The 15,514-nt window shown below is 72.3% G+C and carries 12 protein-coding genes and 2 pseudogenes; 7 read left to right on the forward strand and 7 right to left on the reverse strand.

The window, feature by feature from the left end; genetic code table 11:
• Positions 1–11 precede the first annotated feature (11 nt).
• The 3 genes and pseudogenes from QHG49_RS34225 to QHG49_RS32210 form a co-directional block, all read left to right on the forward strand.
• Positions 12–317: pseudogene (locus QHG49_RS34225) on the forward strand (maleylpyruvate isomerase N-terminal domain-containing protein); the annotation flags it as partial.
• A gap of 192 nt (positions 318–509) precedes the next feature.
• Positions 510–1,208, forward strand: a complete 699-nt coding sequence (locus QHG49_RS32205; protein WP_159707318.1) for a L,D-transpeptidase family protein — start codon at positions 510–512, stop codon at positions 1,206–1,208.
• Positions 1,209–1,446: 238 nt separating this feature from the next.
• Entirely contained in the window at positions 1,447–1,632 is a 186-nt protein-coding gene (locus QHG49_RS32210) for a hypothetical protein (protein ID WP_145484587.1), read from the forward strand.
• A gap of 55 nt (positions 1,633–1,687) precedes the next feature.
• Here QHG49_RS32210 and QHG49_RS32215 read toward each other — a convergent pair whose 3' ends face one another.
• Together QHG49_RS32215 and QHG49_RS32220 are read right to left on the reverse strand one after the other, a co-directional pair.
• Positions 1,688–2,518: an SAM-dependent methyltransferase gene (locus QHG49_RS32215; RefSeq protein WP_301492320.1), complete on the reverse strand. Its 831-nt coding sequence runs from the start codon at positions 2,516–2,518 to the stop codon at positions 1,688–1,690.
• A gap of 104 nt (positions 2,519–2,622) precedes the next feature.
• Entirely contained in the window at positions 2,623–2,745 is a 123-nt protein-coding gene (locus QHG49_RS32220; RefSeq protein ID WP_301492322.1) for a hypothetical protein, read from the reverse strand.
• 459 nt (positions 2,746–3,204) lie between these two features.
• Between QHG49_RS32220 and QHG49_RS32225 the strand changes: the two genes are divergently transcribed.
• Entirely contained in the window at positions 3,205–4,386 is a 1,182-nt protein-coding gene (locus QHG49_RS32225; protein WP_301492323.1) for a MalY/PatB family protein, read from the forward strand.
• A 46-nt stretch (positions 4,387–4,432) separates the two neighbouring features.
• Positions 4,433–4,822 carry a PPOX class F420-dependent oxidoreductase gene (locus QHG49_RS32230; RefSeq protein ID WP_145484594.1) on the forward strand — a complete coding sequence of 130 codons (390 nt, stop codon included), beginning with the start codon at positions 4,433–4,435 and terminating at the stop codon, positions 4,820–4,822.
• A gap of 31 nt (positions 4,823–4,853) precedes the next feature.
• Here the strand turns inward: QHG49_RS32230 and QHG49_RS32235 are convergent, their stop codons facing one another.
• The 3 genes from QHG49_RS32235 to QHG49_RS32245 all read right to left on the reverse strand — a co-directional run bounded on the left by QHG49_RS32235 (position 4,854) and on the right by QHG49_RS32245 (position 9,225).
• Complete coding sequence (locus tag QHG49_RS32235) at positions 4,854–7,673, reverse strand: hypothetical protein (protein ID WP_370530538.1); 2,820 nt, start codon at positions 7,671–7,673, stop codon at positions 4,854–4,856.
• Between the two features lie 172 nt (positions 7,674–7,845).
• Positions 7,846–8,262 (reverse strand): Zn-ribbon domain-containing OB-fold protein, encoded by a 417-nt coding sequence (locus tag QHG49_RS32240; RefSeq protein WP_159707327.1) that lies wholly within the window; start codon positions 8,260–8,262, stop codon positions 7,846–7,848.
• Positions 8,263–8,463: 201 nt separating this feature from the next.
• Positions 8,464–9,225, reverse strand: a complete 762-nt coding sequence (locus QHG49_RS32245) for a TetR family transcriptional regulator (protein ID WP_159707329.1) — start codon at positions 9,223–9,225, stop codon at positions 8,464–8,466.
• 210 nt (positions 9,226–9,435) lie between these two features.
• Here QHG49_RS32245 and QHG49_RS32250 point away from each other — a divergent pair.
• Positions 9,436–10,554, forward strand: a pseudogene (locus tag QHG49_RS32250) (substrate-binding domain-containing protein).
• Between the two features lie 35 nt (positions 10,555–10,589).
• Here QHG49_RS32250 and QHG49_RS32255 read toward each other — a convergent pair.
• Complete coding sequence (locus QHG49_RS32255; protein ID WP_301492325.1) at positions 10,590–11,747, reverse strand: CaiB/BaiF CoA-transferase family protein; 1,158 nt, start codon at positions 11,745–11,747, stop codon at positions 10,590–10,592.
• Positions 11,748–12,132: 385 nt separating this feature from the next.
• Between QHG49_RS32255 and QHG49_RS32260 the strand changes: the two genes are divergently transcribed.
• A complete protein-coding gene (locus QHG49_RS32260) occupies positions 12,133–12,975 on the forward strand; it encodes a hypothetical protein (RefSeq protein ID WP_301492327.1) in 843 nt (280 codons plus the stop codon).
• Here QHG49_RS32260 and QHG49_RS32265 read toward each other — a convergent pair.
• The gene (locus QHG49_RS32265; protein WP_301492329.1) at positions 12,962–15,385 is read right to left on the reverse strand and encodes a polysaccharide lyase 8 family protein; all 2,424 of its coding nucleotides are present in this window, start codon (positions 15,383–15,385) and stop codon (positions 12,962–12,964) included. The genes QHG49_RS32260 and QHG49_RS32265 overlap by 14 nt on opposite strands.
• Positions 15,386–15,514: the final 129 nt, after the last annotated feature.

The following is a 15,514-nucleotide window of genomic DNA, read 5'->3' on the forward strand; positions in this document are numbered from 1 at the left end:
GCAGCAGGCCCGTGTACTCCCGCACGGTCTGCCGCACCGTACGCCCCGACCGGTCCAGCAGTGGCTGCCCGGGTGAAACCGGCCTCCTCCACCACCACGCCGCCGAACGCCGCGAATCGGCCAATCTCTGCGAGGAGTTGTCGCCCACGCGGTGGCAAGCACCCAGTCTCCGCGCCGACTGGCGGGTACGGAAGGTCGCGGCGCACAGGTCGAGGGGGTCCCGGTACCCGACCGCGAAGGTGCTGCCGGAGCCGGCCGAGGCGCGCGGGAGCCTGCACCGGATGACCGACCGGCTCGCCCGCCGGGACGCGGCCGCCCTGGGCCCGGACCGGCGCGTCCGCACCGACCTCACCGGAGTGAGGATGCTCACCGTTTCGTCACGAGGTGACCGGAAAGGCAACCCCGGAACGTCCGATCGGGTCTACTTGTCCGAGATCGTGGGAAACGCGCATGAAGACACCCGGGGGAGGCCCTGGGAAAAACCGGTGAGAAGAAGGAGAAAAGCCCTCATGGGGGACATACGTAGACGAGGTGTCGTAGCGCTCGGACTCACGGGTCTGGTGGCGCCGCTCACACTTGCCCTCGGCACGGCCCCTGCCCAGGCCGCCGGCTCCTGCACCACATCGGCGGGGCCGTACCAGAAGCAGGCCGAGAAGTTCCTCGGCCGCCCGGTCGACGGCCGCCAGTCCACCGCCGACTGCCAGGCGATCCGCTCCTTCCAGACGAAGAACGGCATCACGCCCGCCGTCGGCTACGCGGGGCCCGTCACCTGGAGTGTGATGGACCTCATCAACCAGCAGAAGGCCATCGGGAAGAACCCGAACAAGAGCGGCAAGTGCCCGGTGAACAAGGGCCGGATCGCCTGTGTGGACCTCACGCACCAGCTCAGCTGGATCCAGGACGGCAAGAAGCTCGTCTACGGCCCGGTGCCCGTGCGCACCGGCCGCAAGGGCTTCGTCACCCGCACCGGCCTGACGAAGGTCTACTGGCGTGACCTCCACCACGTCTCGACGCTCTACGACGTGTCGATGCCGTACAGCCAGTTCTTCAACGGCGGGGAGGCGTTCCACTCCGTGGGCCTGAGCATGTGGAACCCGCCCGGCTCGCACGGCTGCGTGAACATGACCCCGAAGGACGCCAAGAAGTACTGGTCGCTGCTGCGCACGGGCGACGACGTCTTCGTGTACGGCCGCAAGCCCGGCACCTGAGCGACCCACCGGCCGACCGATCGACCGGCCGATCACCTGATCGTCCCGGTCGTTTCGGACGTTTCGGTCGGGTGGTGTGCCGTTCCTCACCCTCGTCCGGCGGTCCCGACGCGACCGCCGGGTGAGGGCCGGGTGTGAACTCCCGTACGGGGCTTGACACATCGACGTGATGAGCAACACGGTCCGAAATGTCCGTATCGAGGGTACTTACTCACAGCGCCTTCACCTCGATCGGCATATGCTTCACAGCATGTCCACCACTCTTGAAGCCGCCTCCGAGCGATCGGCCGCGGAGGTCAACGAGGAGATCCGGGCCCTGTGGCGCCGATCGGGCGGGACGCTGACCACCGAGCAGCGCAAGCAGTACCAGCGCCTCGTGATGGAGTGGGCCGCCGCGGCTCCCCGGCCGTACCGGTCCCTCTGACCTCACGGCGCGAACCCGCGACCCCGACCGGGAGTCGCGGGTTCCCAGTTCCTCCTCAGCCCTTGCGGGCCACCCCGCCGAACATGGCGACCTCCTCCGGCTCGGCCCCGTTGTCGTGCTCCGGGCGCCAGCGCGAGCAGGAGACCACACCCGGCTCCAGCAGCTGAAGACCGTCGAAGAACCGCGCGACGTCCGCCGGCGCGCGCTGGGTCAGCTTCGGCGTGCCGTGCTCGTTCCAGAACTTCACCGCCTCGTCCACGTCCGGCATCGAGGGATGCGTGACCGTGTGCGACAGCACGAGATGGCTGCCCGCGGGAAGCCGGTCCATGAACGCCCGCACCAGCTCGTACGCCTCGTCGTCCGCGCCGATGAAGATGACCACTCCGAGCAGTATCAGCGCGACCGGCTCACTGAAGTCCAGCGTCTTCGACGCGTGTTCGAGGATCGCGTCCACATTGCGCAGATCCTCGTCCAGATAGTCGGTACGACCCTCCGGCGTGCTCGTCAGCAGGGCCCGCGCGTGCGCCAGCACCAGCGGGTCGTTGTCGACGTACACGATCCGCGACTCCGGCGCGATGCGCTGGGCGACCTCGTGCGTGTTGTCGGCGGTGGGCAGCCCGGTGCCGACGTCCAGGAACTGGCGGATGCCCGCCTCCTCGACCAGATGCCGCACGGCCCGGCCCAGGAACAGCCGGTCCGCGCGCGCGTACTCCCCGATGCCCGGGTGCAGTTGGCGGATCTGGTCACCGGCCGCCCGGTCGACCTCGTAGTTGTCCTTGCCGCCGAGCCAGTAGTTCCAGATCCGCGCCGTGTGCGGCTGGCTGGTGTTGATACGGGCGCGCAGCGACACCGCCACGTCGTTGGTGGCTGCGGGGTTGTCGGTCACGTGCGTAGCTCCTGGATGCCGGGAGAAGTGGTTCAACCTTCAAGGCGCAATCTAATCCCCCGAGTTGCCCAGCGCCGCCGGTGCGTCCGATTCCGCTCCCGGACCTACGAGGACCAGTCGCCGAGGTACGCGCGCAGGGCCCCGAACAGGAACGTGTCGCCGGTTCCGGCCAGTTGGTCGGAGGCGATCCGGCGGGCGATACCGGCGAGGAAGCCGGCGATCTGCACCCGGGCAGCGACACGGGGGCCGACCAGCCGCGGACCGTCGAGCGCGATCCCGTCACGACGGGTGCCCGCACGACCGCCGCGCTCCGGGGACCGGCGTCAGCGCGTTCCGCTGATCGTGGACCGGCGTCACCGGCGCCCCACCCGCGCCCTGCCGGGCGGCCGTGCGCCGGATCGCCGGGCAGAGCGGGTTCAGCACCGGGAACAGGGGAGAGGCGGCCGGGACACGCGCCCGGCAGGCGTCCGCGCGCGCCCATGGACCGGACCCGTCTCGTCCAGGAGCCGCTCCGGCGCAGCCCGGTGCTTCTCCCGCAGCAGGCGGTCCGCCTTGTACTCCTGGGCGCGGGGTACCCCTCGGCGCGCGAGCGGAGCCGGTGCCGGATCACCCGGACGCGCTCCGCCGCCACGCCCGCCTCGGCCGCCCCGTTCCGGCTGGCCGAGCGGCCCCCTATCTTGTGCCTCATGACCAGCTTCCCGCACGACACCGCCGGTGAGCCGGATCCGTTGCGCGCCCTCGACCTGGAGCGGCTGCGTCGTCGTACGAGCATGAAGTGGCGCACCTACCCCGAGGACGTCCTCCCGCTGTGGGTGGCCGAGATGGACGTACCCCTCGCCCCGCCCGTCGTCCGCGCCGTCACCGACGCCCTGGCCCTGGGCGACACCGGGTACCCGGCCGGCACCGCCTACGCCGAGGCCCTCGCCGCTTTCGCGGCCGACCGCTGGCACTGGGACGGGATCGCGGCGGACCGCACGGCGATCGTCCCGGACGTCATGCTCGGAGTGGTCGAAATGATCAGGCTGGTGACCGGAGCGGGCGATCCGGTGATCGTCAATCCGCCGGTGTACCCGCCGTTCTTCCTGTTCATCACCCACATGGACCGCCACGTGCTGGAAGCCCCGCTCGGCGCGGATCTGCGCCTCGACCCGGCGGCCCTGGAGGGCGCCTTCCGGCGCGCCACGGCGGGCGGCGGGCGCGCCGCCTACCTGCTGTGCAGCCCGCACAACCCCACCGGCACGGTGCACACCGCCGCCGAGCTGACGGCCGTCGCGGAACTGGCCGAACGCCATGGCGTGCGGGTCGTCGCGGACGAGATCCACGCCCCGCTCACCGCACCCGGCACCCCCTTCGTGCCCTACCTCAGCCTGCCCGCCGCCGCCCGCGGCTTCTCGCTCATGTCGGCGTCCAAGGGCTGGAACCTGCCGGGTCTCAAGGCCGCCCTCGCCCTCGCGGGCCCGGAGGCCGCCGCCGATCTCGCCCGGATGCCCGAGGAGGTCGGCCACGGCGCCAGCCACGTCGGGGTCCTCGCGCACACCGCCGCCCTGCGGGAGGCCACCGGCTGGCTCGACGCCCTGCGCACCGGGATCCGGGACAACCGGCTTCTACTGGCCGACCTGCTCGCCGAGCATCTGCCCGCGGTCCGCGTCCACCCCGGAGAGGCCACCTATCTCGCCTGGCTCGACTGCCGCGCCCTCGGCCTCGGCGACGACCCCGCCCAGGTCTTCCTGGACCGCGGCCGCGTCGCCCTGTCCGCCGGTCCCCCGTTCGGCACCGGCGGCGCGGGCCACGCCCGCCTCAACCTCGGGACGTCTCCGGAGATCCTCACCGAGGCCGTGCACCGCATGGCCGCCGCTCTGAAGTCCTGAAGCGAGGAGGCCGCCTTGGCGTGAGGAGGCGCCTAGACTTCCCGTCATGGACGACGACTCGCGCCTGGCCCGGCTCGCCGCCGGAAAGTACCTGCTGCTCACCAGCTTCCGCAGGAACGGCACCCCCGTGGCCACCCCGGTCTGGGTGGTCCGGGACGGCGCGAGCCTCGGCGTCTGGACGGCCGCCGGCAGCTTCAAGGTCACCCGGATCCGCAACCGCGCCGACATCCTCGCCGGACCCTGCGACGTGCGCGGCAACCCCACCGGCGACCAACTCCCCGCCACCGCCGAGATCACCGACGCGGCCACCACCGCCCGCTATCGCGCCCTGATCGCCCGCAAGTACGGCATCCTCGGCCGCCTCACCCTGCTGGGCAGCCGGCTGCGGCGCGGCACGGACGGCACCGTGGGCATCCGGGTGACCCTCGGCGACTGACCGCCGAGAGCCACCCGGAACCACCGCCGGATCAGGACGCGTTCAGCACCGAGCCCTCCAACACCAGCCCGTCCTTGCGGGGTCGGCCCGTCATGTCGTCGAGCTGCTGGAACCGGACCGACTCCACCGGCTCGGCGACCTTGTCCTTGACCGTGGGCACCGTGATGTCCGCACTGGTCCGGTGCGCGGGGATGTCGACCCAGACGGTGAGCCCGTTCACCTTGGACAACGGGCGCTCCGGGTCCGGGGATTCACCGGAGGCGTCGTGCAGCCACGCGGCGGAGACGTCCTTGGTGGACAGCTCCTTGCCCTCGGCCGGCGGGGTGACGCCGAACATCGCGCTCATGTCCACGTCGACCGGCTCCGACAGCGAGACGCGCCAGGTGAGGGATTGGCCCTCCGTGACCCGGTCCGCGACCGGGGTGACGGTCATGGTGGGCGCCGGATCGTCGTCGTGCACGGTGACACCGCCCCCGTACGATCCGACGACGGCGCCGTGCACCGCCTTGACCAGCACGTCGTACGTCACGTCCGAGCCGTAGCGGGTGTTGCCCACGACCTTGATCGGCACGTCGATGTCCCGGCCGCCCGGGTGCACCGTGACCAACCGGTCGGTCGCGTGCCCGGTGTTCGGGTCCAGGACGTAGACGCGGACCTGGCCGCTGCCGTGACCCGACACGCGGGCCGGGACATGGTAGGTGCGGGTGCCCGAGTCGCCCTCGGCCACCGTCAGCCGTCCGAGGTCCACCCTCGGCAGCGCCGCGGCGCGCACCGCGGGCGTCCCCGGACGCCAGCCCCACGCGTCGACGAGCCAGGCCCGCCCGGACGCCGAACGCGCCGTCAGCTCCATGGACTTGACGGAGCGCAGATCGACATGGGCACGGCCGGCGGCCGTCAGCGGGACGCGGAACTCGCGGGCCCAGTAGGAGGCGGTCCGCTCACTGCCGGGCAACCCGTCGGCATGGATCCGGCCCAGCGTGGCACGGTGGCCACGGGTGTCGGTGAGGGTCACATCGAACTGCGCCCCACGGGAGTTGGGCGGCACGAACAGCCGCAGCGACAGATCCTTGGCCCCGGGCAGGGACAGCGGCCGCTGCGCGGTCACCCGGGTCCGGGCACCGGTGTGCGTCCAGCGCAGCGCGATCGCGTGCCGGCCGGCCTCCTGGTCGGTCCCCCACTGCGCGAAGTGCGGCGAGGAGCCGCTCGCGTCGTCGCCGAGGCAGCGCTTGGCCGGGCTGGGATCCACGACGGCGCACAGCCTGCCGCCGCTCACCGAGACCCCGCCGTCCGGCAGGAACCCGCCGTCGCGGCCCGCCCCCACCGCATGGCTGAGGACCCGTGCCGGATCCGCCGACGGCGCCCGCTTCCCGGAGCCGTCCAGCAGCGGCCGCACCCGGTCGTCGCCCGCCACGAACAGCCGCGCCGCCGCGGCGATGTACACCGAACCGGCGCGGTGCTGCCGGTCGGCGGTGAGCCGGGTCGCGGAGTGCTTGCCGCACACCGGGTCCGGCCGGTCCGGGTCGTCGAAGAAGTCGTCCTCGGCGGGAGCCGCCGAAGTGCCGGGTGTCCACTCGGAGTTGAAGAAGTTGTGGTCGGCGCCGACGACGTACACGGCACTGTGCAGCGCGCTGCCCGTGCTGACCGCGCGCGTCCCGTCGACGTACAACTCGCCTTCCAGGTCGGAGACGTCGCCGTCGCAGCCCGGCAGGACCGACACGGACGGCACGTCGGGCACCGGGTTCTGGCCGAAGACGGTCGGGCCGATCAGTACCATGCCGCGCACGGTCCAGCGCACCGCGCCGTGATAGCCGTCCTGGTCGGCGGGCGGCGGGTACAGGCTGTCCAGGGCCGCCCGGTTGACGCCCTCGCCGCCCCGGGAGTGCCCGACGAGCAGCACCCGGCCGAGGTCGGCGGGGGGCGCGGAACGGACGATCGCCGGCGCGGACTTGGGGTCCCGCGCCCAGTCGGCCCAGTGGTCCAGGTGGAGCCGGATCAGGGAGGAGCGGGCCTGGGCGCCGCCGTCCTCCGAATCGTTGTCCTGGCCGTTGATGCCGTTGGCCGCGATCGACACCGTCATGTACCCCTGCGATGCCAGGAGTTGCTGGTCGCGCAGATAGCCCCGGTAGCTCGGCACCGACCGGTAGCCGGTCTTGCAGGGCCAGTCGATGCTGATCTCTTCGCCCCGGTAGCAGGTGTAGTGGCGGCCGTGCAGGAACAGCGCGAGCGGCCGCTTGCCGGGGGCGCCGACGGGGGCGACGACCACCGCGCGCATCTCCACCGGCTGCGCGTAGCCCGGCAGCCGCACCGACTCCAGGGTGTACTCACCGGTCCTGGTGCGGTAGTTGCCCGGCTTGCCCGGGTCGACGCCGTTCGCGGGGAGCTGGGGCGGAAGAGCCGGCTCGGCGGGGGAGACGGGGGCCACGGGTGAGGCGGGCGCCGCGTCATTCGTACGGCCGTCCAGCCGACGGCCACCGGACCAGACCTGGAGCCCTTCGGGCCTGCCGATTCCGGTGAGCCCGTGCGCGCCGCTCGACTGCTTCCCGTCGAGCGGGAGACGGAACGTACGGCCGTCCGCGTCCGGCTTCGGCACCCCCAACAGGCGCCCACCGGAACGGAATTCGACCCGCGCGTCCCCCATCGGGACCGGCCGGTCGGAGCGCCACTCCAGCCGGGGCGCCGAAGCCCCGCCGGTCAGCCGCCAGCCCGGCGGCAGCGCGCCCCGGCCGTCCGATGACATCAACTTCGCTGCCGCTGACGGTGGTTGCCCCTGGGCGACCGCCACCCCTGGAGACACTCCCGCCACCGCGCATAACGCGGCGGCGGTGACCCATATGCGCCGGGCACGGACCACTGTTCCTCCTCGACCCCCGTACCTCGGGCGCCCCGGCCGTCCCGGAGCCCCTCGCTCCCGGAGGACGGAACACGGAGTCTGTGGGTTGCCTGTGGAGGAGAAGTGATGGATCACATGTACGGGGATCAGGTGTACGAGAGTGGGGTGTGCGGGGATCCGGCGTGCGGGAGGGTCAGGTCCAGGCCCGGTACGGCTCGTCCACCAGCTGGAAGACCGGCTCGCCGCGCACCGGGTCCTTCGTGGTCGACAGCCGCACCCGGTCACCGCTGTGGACGCCGACCGGCGGGCCCATCACCCGGCCGCGTACGACGAAGCCCTCGGCCATCTCGATCAGCGAGACATTGCGCGCCGCCGGGGTGTTGCGGTGCACCACCGTGGAGTGGCGGACGGTACCGATCCCCTCGCTGCGCTCGGTGCACAGTTCACTGCCCTGGCACACCGGACACAGCAGCCGGTGGTACATCGCGGTGCCGCACCACGTGCAGCGCTGGAAGTGGATGGCGTCCTTGGAATCGGCGGGGGCGGGATCGAGCAGACCCGTGGCGGAACCGGCCGCCGCATGCGGGGCGCTCGCTGAGTGGTGGTACATCCTGGTCAACTCCCTGCACTCGGCCGGAATCCCGCGTGCGCGTCCCGTGCACGCGTGCGCCCGGCGGCCTGGCCACCGCGCATGACCGTCAGGGTATGGCACTCAGTGTCACCCGTAAAGGCACTCGGTACCCCTAAATTGATTCCGGGGCCACCCGCGCGCCCGAGGTGCCGCCCCCGCTCAGGCGCGGCGCCGCCCCGCTCAGACGCGGTGCAGGGCCGTCTCCAGCTCCCGCACCACCCGCCACAGCGGGGCGTCCCGGCGCGTGACGAGGACCAGCACGTCGTCGGGCCGCGGCGCTTCGTCATCGTCCGGCGCCGACCCGGGCCACACCGGAGTACGGCCGCCCGGTGCGGGCGCCGTCTCCTCCGGGCGACCGAACTCCCGCTGCACGTACCCGAGCGCGTGGTCAAGCGCCGCGACCGCGTCGCCCTGTCCGTCCGAACGCAGCCAGGAGCGCAGCGCGTTGTTGTGCGCGGCGACCACCGCGGCCGCGATCACATCGGCCCGCAGCGTCCCGTCGGGGCGCCCGGCGAACCGGCCGCGCAGATATCCGGCCATCGCCCGCTCGTACCGCCACACCACCGACAGCTCGGACGCCCGCAGGCCCGGCACCTTCCGGGTGAGGCGGTAGCGCTGCACGGAGAACGCCGGGTTCTCCGCGTACATGTGCAGCACCATCCGGGCCGAGTCGCACACCCGCCGCACCGGCTCGCACCCCTCGCCGCCCGCCGCGAGGAAGGCCGTCATGTCGGCGAGGCAGCGCTCGTGGTCCGGGAAGACCACGTCCTCCTTGGCGGGGAAGTAGCGGAAGAAGGAACGCCGGCCGACTCCGGCCAGCGCCACGATGTCGTCCACCGTGGTCTGCTCGTAGCCGTGTTCCGAGAAGAGCCGGAAGGCCGCCGCGACCAGGGCGTCCCGCATCGGCGGTTTCGCGGCCGGCGCCGCACTGCTGGAGCTCATGGACGGGAACGTAGCACCCGGATCGGCGATGTGACACTCAGTGCAGCGACGGTGGGGACGCGAGGGAACTGAGTGCTGCACGCGATGTGCGTTCGAACACCGGAGCGATCGTATTGATGGGAAACGGTCGATACGGCCGCGGGGCGTAGAGTGAGCGGCCCGAAATCAGGCTCGGGATCAGGCCCGGGATCACTGTCCAGGGGGAGCCCCATGCGACTGCACGTCGACCAGCGCCACGAGCGGGTGCTCGAACTCGTCCGCGAGCGGGGCAGCCTCCGCGTGGCCGAACTGGCGGCCGAACTCGGCGTCTCCGCCGTCACCTTGCGCCGCGACGTCGAGACCCTCGCCACCCGCGGCATGCTGCGCCGGATGCACGGCGCCGTGGTCTGGCCCGGCGACCACGCCGAGGGCGCAGACCGGCAGACCCGCGCCGACCGGTCGTACGACACCCCCGAAGGGGCGGTGATCGGCATGATCGTGCCGACCACCATGTCCATCTTCACCGACATCGTGAACGGCGCGCGCGAAACGGTCGGCGCCCGTGGCGGCCGGCTCGTCCTCGGCGTCTCCGGCTACGTCGACACCGAGGACTCCGTCCAGGCGGACCACCTGATCGCGGGCGGCGCACAGGGCCTGCTGGTGTCGCCCAGCTGGTTCGGCGGCGTCCCCGCCGACGGTCAGGAGGAGTGACTCACCCGCTGCGAGGTCCCCGTCGTCCTGGTCGAACGCTCCGCACCGCCCGGCAACCCCGCCGCCGACCTCGACCGGGTACGCACCGACCGCGCCCACGGCGCCGCCGTCGCCGTCGGCCACTTCGCCGCCCTCGGCCACCGCCGGGTCACCGCCGTCCTCCAGGAGGGCCCCCACGCGACACCGATCGGCGACGGCTTCCGGACCGCCGCCCGCGCCCGCGGCCTGGAGATCCATCAAGGCGCCCCGAGCGTACGCGAGTACGGCGACTACGAGGCGTCCGTCGACTACCTGACCGACGCCGTCCGCACCCACGCGGTCACCGCCGCCCTGGTGCACAGCGACGAGGACGCCATCGTGCTCGTACCCCGCCTCCAGGCACGCGGCGTACGGGTGCCCGAGGACCTCGCGCTCATCGCCTACGACGACCAGGTCGCCACGCTCGCCGACGTCCCCCTCACCGCCGTCGCCCCGCCCAAGCGCTCGGTCGGCGAACTCGCCACCGGCATCCTGCTGCGCCGCATCGCCGAACGCACCGGCCGGCTCACCCCCGGCCCCCGCCAACACCTCGACCTGCTCCCGGAGTTGCGCATCCGCGCCTCCTGCGGTGCCCGGTCCTTGGCCGCCGCCGCACACTGACCCGGCGGGAGTGTCCGAACTCCCGGACGGCCCGGTCAGGAGTCCAGCCAGTCCGCGATCTCGCCGGTGTGCTCGCCGAGGCGGGGCGGGCGGCGGTCGTAGCGGGGCGGGGTGCGGGACAGCGAGATCGGGTTGGCGACGAGGTCCAGGGCCGTCCCGTCGTCCCCCTCCAGCGTGGCCCGGGGCGCGAGACCCAGCCGGTCGGCGAGGTCGAAGGCCTGGCCGAGGTCGTTGACCGGGCCGCAGGGGACGCCGAGGGGCGTGAGGTGCTCGAACCACTCGGCGGCGGTACGGGTCGCGAGCAACTCGCCCAGTTCCGCAGCCAGTTCGTCGACATGGGCCACCCGGTCGGCGTTGGTGCGGAAGCGTGCGTCGGTGGCCAGTTCGGGAGCGCCGACGCCCTGGCAGAGCGCCGCGAACTGGCGGTCGTTGCCGACGGCGATCACCAGCGGCCGGTCCTTGGCCCGGTACACCTCGTACGGCGCGATCGACGGGTGCCGGTTGCCCATGATGCCCGGCACCCGGCCGGCCAGGGTGTATCCCGCGGACTGGTTGACCAGGCTCGACAGCAAGGTCGTCAGCAGATCGACCTCGATGAGCTGCCCCTCGCCGGTCGCGTCCCGGTGCCGCAGCGCGGCCAGCACCCCGACCGCGGCGTGCAGCCCGGTGAGCACGTCCACCAGCGCCGCCCCGGTCTTCACCGGCTCCCCGGGCCCGGACCCGGTGACACTCATCAGCCCGCCCACGGCCTGGATCAACAGATCGTACCCGGGCAGCGCGGCCCCGGGCCCGGACCCGAAACCGGTGATCGAGCAGTACACGACGCCCGGGTTTTGGGCGCGCACCTCGTCGTAGCCGAGCCCGTACTTGCGCAGCGTCCCCGGCCGGAAGTTCTCGAACAACACATCGGCCCGGCGCGCCAGTTCCGCGGCCCGGCGCCGGTCGGCCGCCTCGCGCAGATCGAGGGTGACCGAACGCTTGTTGCGGTTCACGGACAGGAAATAGGTCGCCTCGCCGTGCGCGTGCGGCGGGCCCCACGCGCGGGTGTCGTCACCACCCGCCGGATGCTCGACCTTGATCACATCGGCGCCCAGATCGGCGAGGAGCATCGTCGCGTACGGCGCCGCGAGCACCCGCCCGAAATCGGCGACGAGAACACCGCTGAGCGGCAGCGGTCCGACGGCCCCGCTCATGACGCCGTACCTCCGCGGCCGTGCGGACACCCGGTGACCCGGGGCCGCCGGGCCACGGCTGTCCGCCCCTCCCCGCCGCCTGCGATGGACCGCAAATCGCCACTCCTTTCGGCACGCCGCCGCACACCGGGCTGCCCCGGGGCGCGATGGCCCGGCTGAGGCGGCCATTGTGGGGGCGGCCGGCGCTTCGACGCACTGGACGAAATGGCCTGCTCCCGGGGGCCGGGATACGCCGATCTGTCGATGACACCGCCCGCCCTGCCGGGCCCTTGCCCCTCTCGAAAGCGCGTGACCAGCCAGGCGTAACCTTTCTGCGCCCGCCCGGCCACCCGCTCGCCCAACCCACCCCCCCACCCACGGACCCCAGCCGCCCAAGGAGAACCGCATGCCCGCCGCCCGCCCCCGCGTCCTCTACGTCACCGACCTGGCGTACCAGGCCCGCGGGCGCCGCTACTGCGACGAGGACATCTTCCTCACCTCCCGGCTGCGCGCCCATTTCGACCTCGCCCTGTGCCATCCGCTGGACGCGGCGGCCCTGATGGACGGCCACGACGCCGTCGTCGTCCGCAACAGCGGCCCCGTCCTCGGCTACCAGCAGGCCTACGACGCCTTCCGCACACGGGCCCTGGAACGCGGCAGCCGCGTCTACAACCCGCTCACCGGCAAGGCGGACATGGCCGGCAAGCAGTACCTCCTCGACCTGACCGCCGCCGGGTACCCGGTGATCCCGACCGTCGACAGCCTGGCCGACCTGCACCTGCTGCCGCCCGCGCACCGCTATGTGGTCAAGCCCCGGCTCGGCGCGGACTCCCTCGGCCTGCGCATCGTCCCCGCCACCCGCCTCGACACGCACGCCGCGGACGACGTCCTGATCCAGCCCAACATCGACTTCGCCCACGAGATCTCCTTCTACTTCGTGGACGACGACTTCCAGTACGCCCTCTACGCCCCCGACCCGCGCCGCCGCTGGGAGCTGAAGCCGTACGCCGCGACCGCCGCCGACCTGGAGTTCGCCCGGCGCTTCATCGACTGGAACGACCTCGGCCACGGCATCCAGCGCGTCGACGCCTGCCGCGCCCCCGACGACAGCCTCCTGCTGGTCGAGCTGGAGGACCTCAACCCCTATCTGTCGCTGGAGGCCCTGCCGGAGGGGGACAGGGACGCCTTCGTGGGCGCGTTCACGGCGTCCCTGAGCCGGTTCGTACGGGGGGCGGTCAGCGCAGCCTGACGGTGATCAGCTGGGTGACTCCGGCCGTGCCGGTGAGGTCACCGAAGGTCAGTGCGAGCGATTCGCCCGTCCGGGCCGAAGTGAGCGTGGCCGGGGCTGAAATGACCGACGCGACCGGGCGCCGCCAGGTCAGGGTCAGGCCCGTGCGCATCAGCATCGGATCGCTCACGGCGATCACCGCGGTGCCGTCCTCCTTCTCGCTGATCATCACGGAGCACGGATCGCTCGCCGTGAGCGATCCGACCGTCCCGCCGAACCAGAAGTTCACTCCGGTGAAGCCGAGCGAACGGACCGAAACGCCCTGCTGATCGTTCGTGTTGGCCGATACGGTCAGCCAGTGCAGATCCGCCGATCGTGCGCGCGTTCGCGCGGCGCTCGCGCCCGGCATGAGCAGATAGGCGTACGAGGCGTTCACCGGATCGGTGCCGTGATCGACGTACATCGTCAGGTACTTCCTGTTCAACACGGTCGTCGACCCGCCCGTGTTGATCGAACTCCACCTGCCCTCGCGCGCCTCGCGCACCGCCCGTACCGTCGCACCCCCGGGAAAGACATATCCGCCGTGCCCGCCGAGGTGCGCCCAGCCGGTGCCGTCGAGTGTCCGCGACCACGGATACCCGGCCGGTTCCGCCCTGCCGTCCACCGTGAACGCCGCGCCGCCGGCCGCGCCGAGGTTGCGGTTCTCGATCGTCGTCTCCACGGCCGTGCCGTCGGCGCAGGAGATGCCGGCGCCGAGGCAGACCACCGTGTCGTCCAGGAAGAACCAGGACTTCTTCGCGACCAGGGTCGACTGGAGGCCCTTGAGGTACTGCCCGACCGCGGCCCGGCTGCCGTCCGTCGCGCCGCCCACCCAGTTCACCTCCGGCTTGGCCGCGCCCCAGTCGCCGCCCGCGCCGTCGGCCAGCACCTTGCGTGAGACCGTCGTACCGGGGAGCCGGTAGGGGTCGACGGTGGGCCAGAAGGCGTCGCTGTACTGGTCGTTGGCGAAGGTGTCGCCCCACCAGTACAGCATTCCGGAGCCGGTGTGCCAGCCACGCGGGTTCTCGCCGTTGCCGGACTCGTAGTACGCGATCCGCTTGTCCGCCATGCTCAGCGAGGCCGCCCAGCCGGGCCGGCGGTGCGTGGCCCGCGCCATGGCCGGGAACAGCCGGTGCCCGGTCGGCTCCGGGAGCGCCCGCACCGTCGTATCGTCCTCGACTCCCTTGAGCCGGGCCAGGTTCGGCAGGCTGAGCACCGGGTCCGCGAGCGGCGGACGGTACTTATCGCGCCGCATCCAGCCCTTCACCAGGGCACGCCAGCGCGCGTTCTCCGCCGCGCTCGCGCCCTGCCCGAGCAGCACGATGGAGGCCAGGATGGGGTGACCGCGCAGATGGTCGTCCTGCTGGACGTTCGACGGGTCGCCGGCGGACAGGCCCCGGCTGATCGCCCGGCCCGCGACACCGTCCATGACCAGGCCGTTGTACAGGAACGGCGCCCACGCCCTCTCGACCGCGTCGAACACGATCGTCCGGTGCGCGTCCGTCACCTCCCAGACCGACCCGGCCAGCAGCGCGAACAGCATGCCGAGACCGCCGAGGAACACCGAACCGTACGAGCCGGTGTACGGCACCCAGGTGTGCTGGACGAACGAACCGTCGGTGTGCAGACCGTCGCCCGAGGAGACGTAGGGGAAGACGGGGGACAGGGCGTCCCGGGCCAGTGCCACCTTCGCCGCGTCCGCCCCGACGATCCCGCGCAGCGCCAGCACCCGGCACAGGTCGACCCGGTTGGCGCCGGTGCTCGTCCCGCTGTAGCCCGACACCGCCGAGTCGGGTACGAACTGGTCCACCGCCGCGAGATACCCGGCGAGTCGCTCGGCCGTCAGCGCGTCGTACATCAGCACGCAGGCGTCCAGCAGCGCCTGCGGGGCGCCGATCTGCCAGCTCCACCAGTTGCCGTACCGGGCCTGGCCGGCGTTGTACACGTCGTCGTGGAGGTGGTCGAGACCGGCGAGGACGGCGTCGCGCAGCCGCGCGTCACCGGTGAGACCGGTGCCCGGCTGGGCGTACGCCTGCGCGAGGGTGCTCAGCCGGGTGTAACTGGTGCTCATGTTGCCCGAGTAGACGTACGACTCCGGGTCCGTGTCCGGATCCGGGTCGGCGTACGGAAGGTCGGGCCACAGCGCTCCGGCCGTCGGGGACATCGAGGCGAGGTACTGCCGTGCGGTGCCGCCCAGGGCGGCCAGGCGGGAGGCGAAGGGTTCGGCGGTGGGCTCGAAGCCCTCGCCGAGGATCAGGGTGCGCCATTTCGCGCGCAGGGCGCCGAACTCGTCCGGTCCGGCGGAGGCGGGGGAGGGGGTGCCCAGTCCCAGGGCGGCGGCGGTGCCGGAACAGACGGCCAGGAATCCACGGCGTGACCAAGGAGTCGTCATGACGGCGCTTTCTAGCACGCGCTTGCTCAAACGCTCAATAGACGCGTTCCGGGTGATCATTTGATCGTTTGGTCGCACGGGGTGGGTGAATTGGGCCGGTGGGACGATTCGACGGCGGCACGCGGGGAA

The organism is Streptomyces sp. WP-1, assembly GCF_030450125.1.
GTDB lineage: Bacteria > Actinomycetota > Actinomycetes > Streptomycetales > Streptomycetaceae > Streptomyces > Streptomyces incarnatus.

Bases quoted from the DNA above. Each gene is read 5' to 3' on its own strand.
- QHG49_RS32205 (WP_159707318.1), top strand. From the start codon at position 510: ATGGGGGACATACGTAGACGAGGTGTCGTAGCGCTCGGACTCACGGGT.
- QHG49_RS32210 (WP_145484587.1), top strand. From the start codon at position 1,447: ATGCTTCACAGCATGTCCACCACTCTTGAAGCCGCCTCCGAGCGATCG.
- QHG49_RS32225 (WP_301492323.1), top strand. From the start codon at position 3,205: ATGACCAGCTTCCCGCACGACACCGCCGGTGAGCCGGATCCGTTGCGC.
- QHG49_RS32230 (WP_145484594.1), top strand. From the start codon at position 4,433: ATGGACGACGACTCGCGCCTGGCCCGGCTCGCCGCCGGAAAGTACCTG.
- QHG49_RS32240 (WP_159707327.1), bottom strand. From the start codon at position 8,262: ATGTACCACCACTCAGCGAGCGCCCCGCATGCGGCGGCCGGTTCCGCC.
- QHG49_RS32245 (WP_159707329.1), bottom strand. From the start codon at position 9,225: ATGAGCTCCAGCAGTGCGGCGCCGGCCGCGAAACCGCCGATGCGGGAC.
- QHG49_RS32255 (WP_301492325.1), bottom strand. From the start codon at position 11,747: ATGAGCGGGGCCGTCGGACCGCTGCCGCTCAGCGGTGTTCTCGTCGCC.
- QHG49_RS32260 (WP_301492327.1), top strand. From the start codon at position 12,133: ATGCCCGCCGCCCGCCCCCGCGTCCTCTACGTCACCGACCTGGCGTAC.
- QHG49_RS32265 (WP_301492329.1), bottom strand. From the start codon at position 15,385: ATGACGACTCCTTGGTCACGCCGTGGATTCCTGGCCGTCTGTTCCGGC.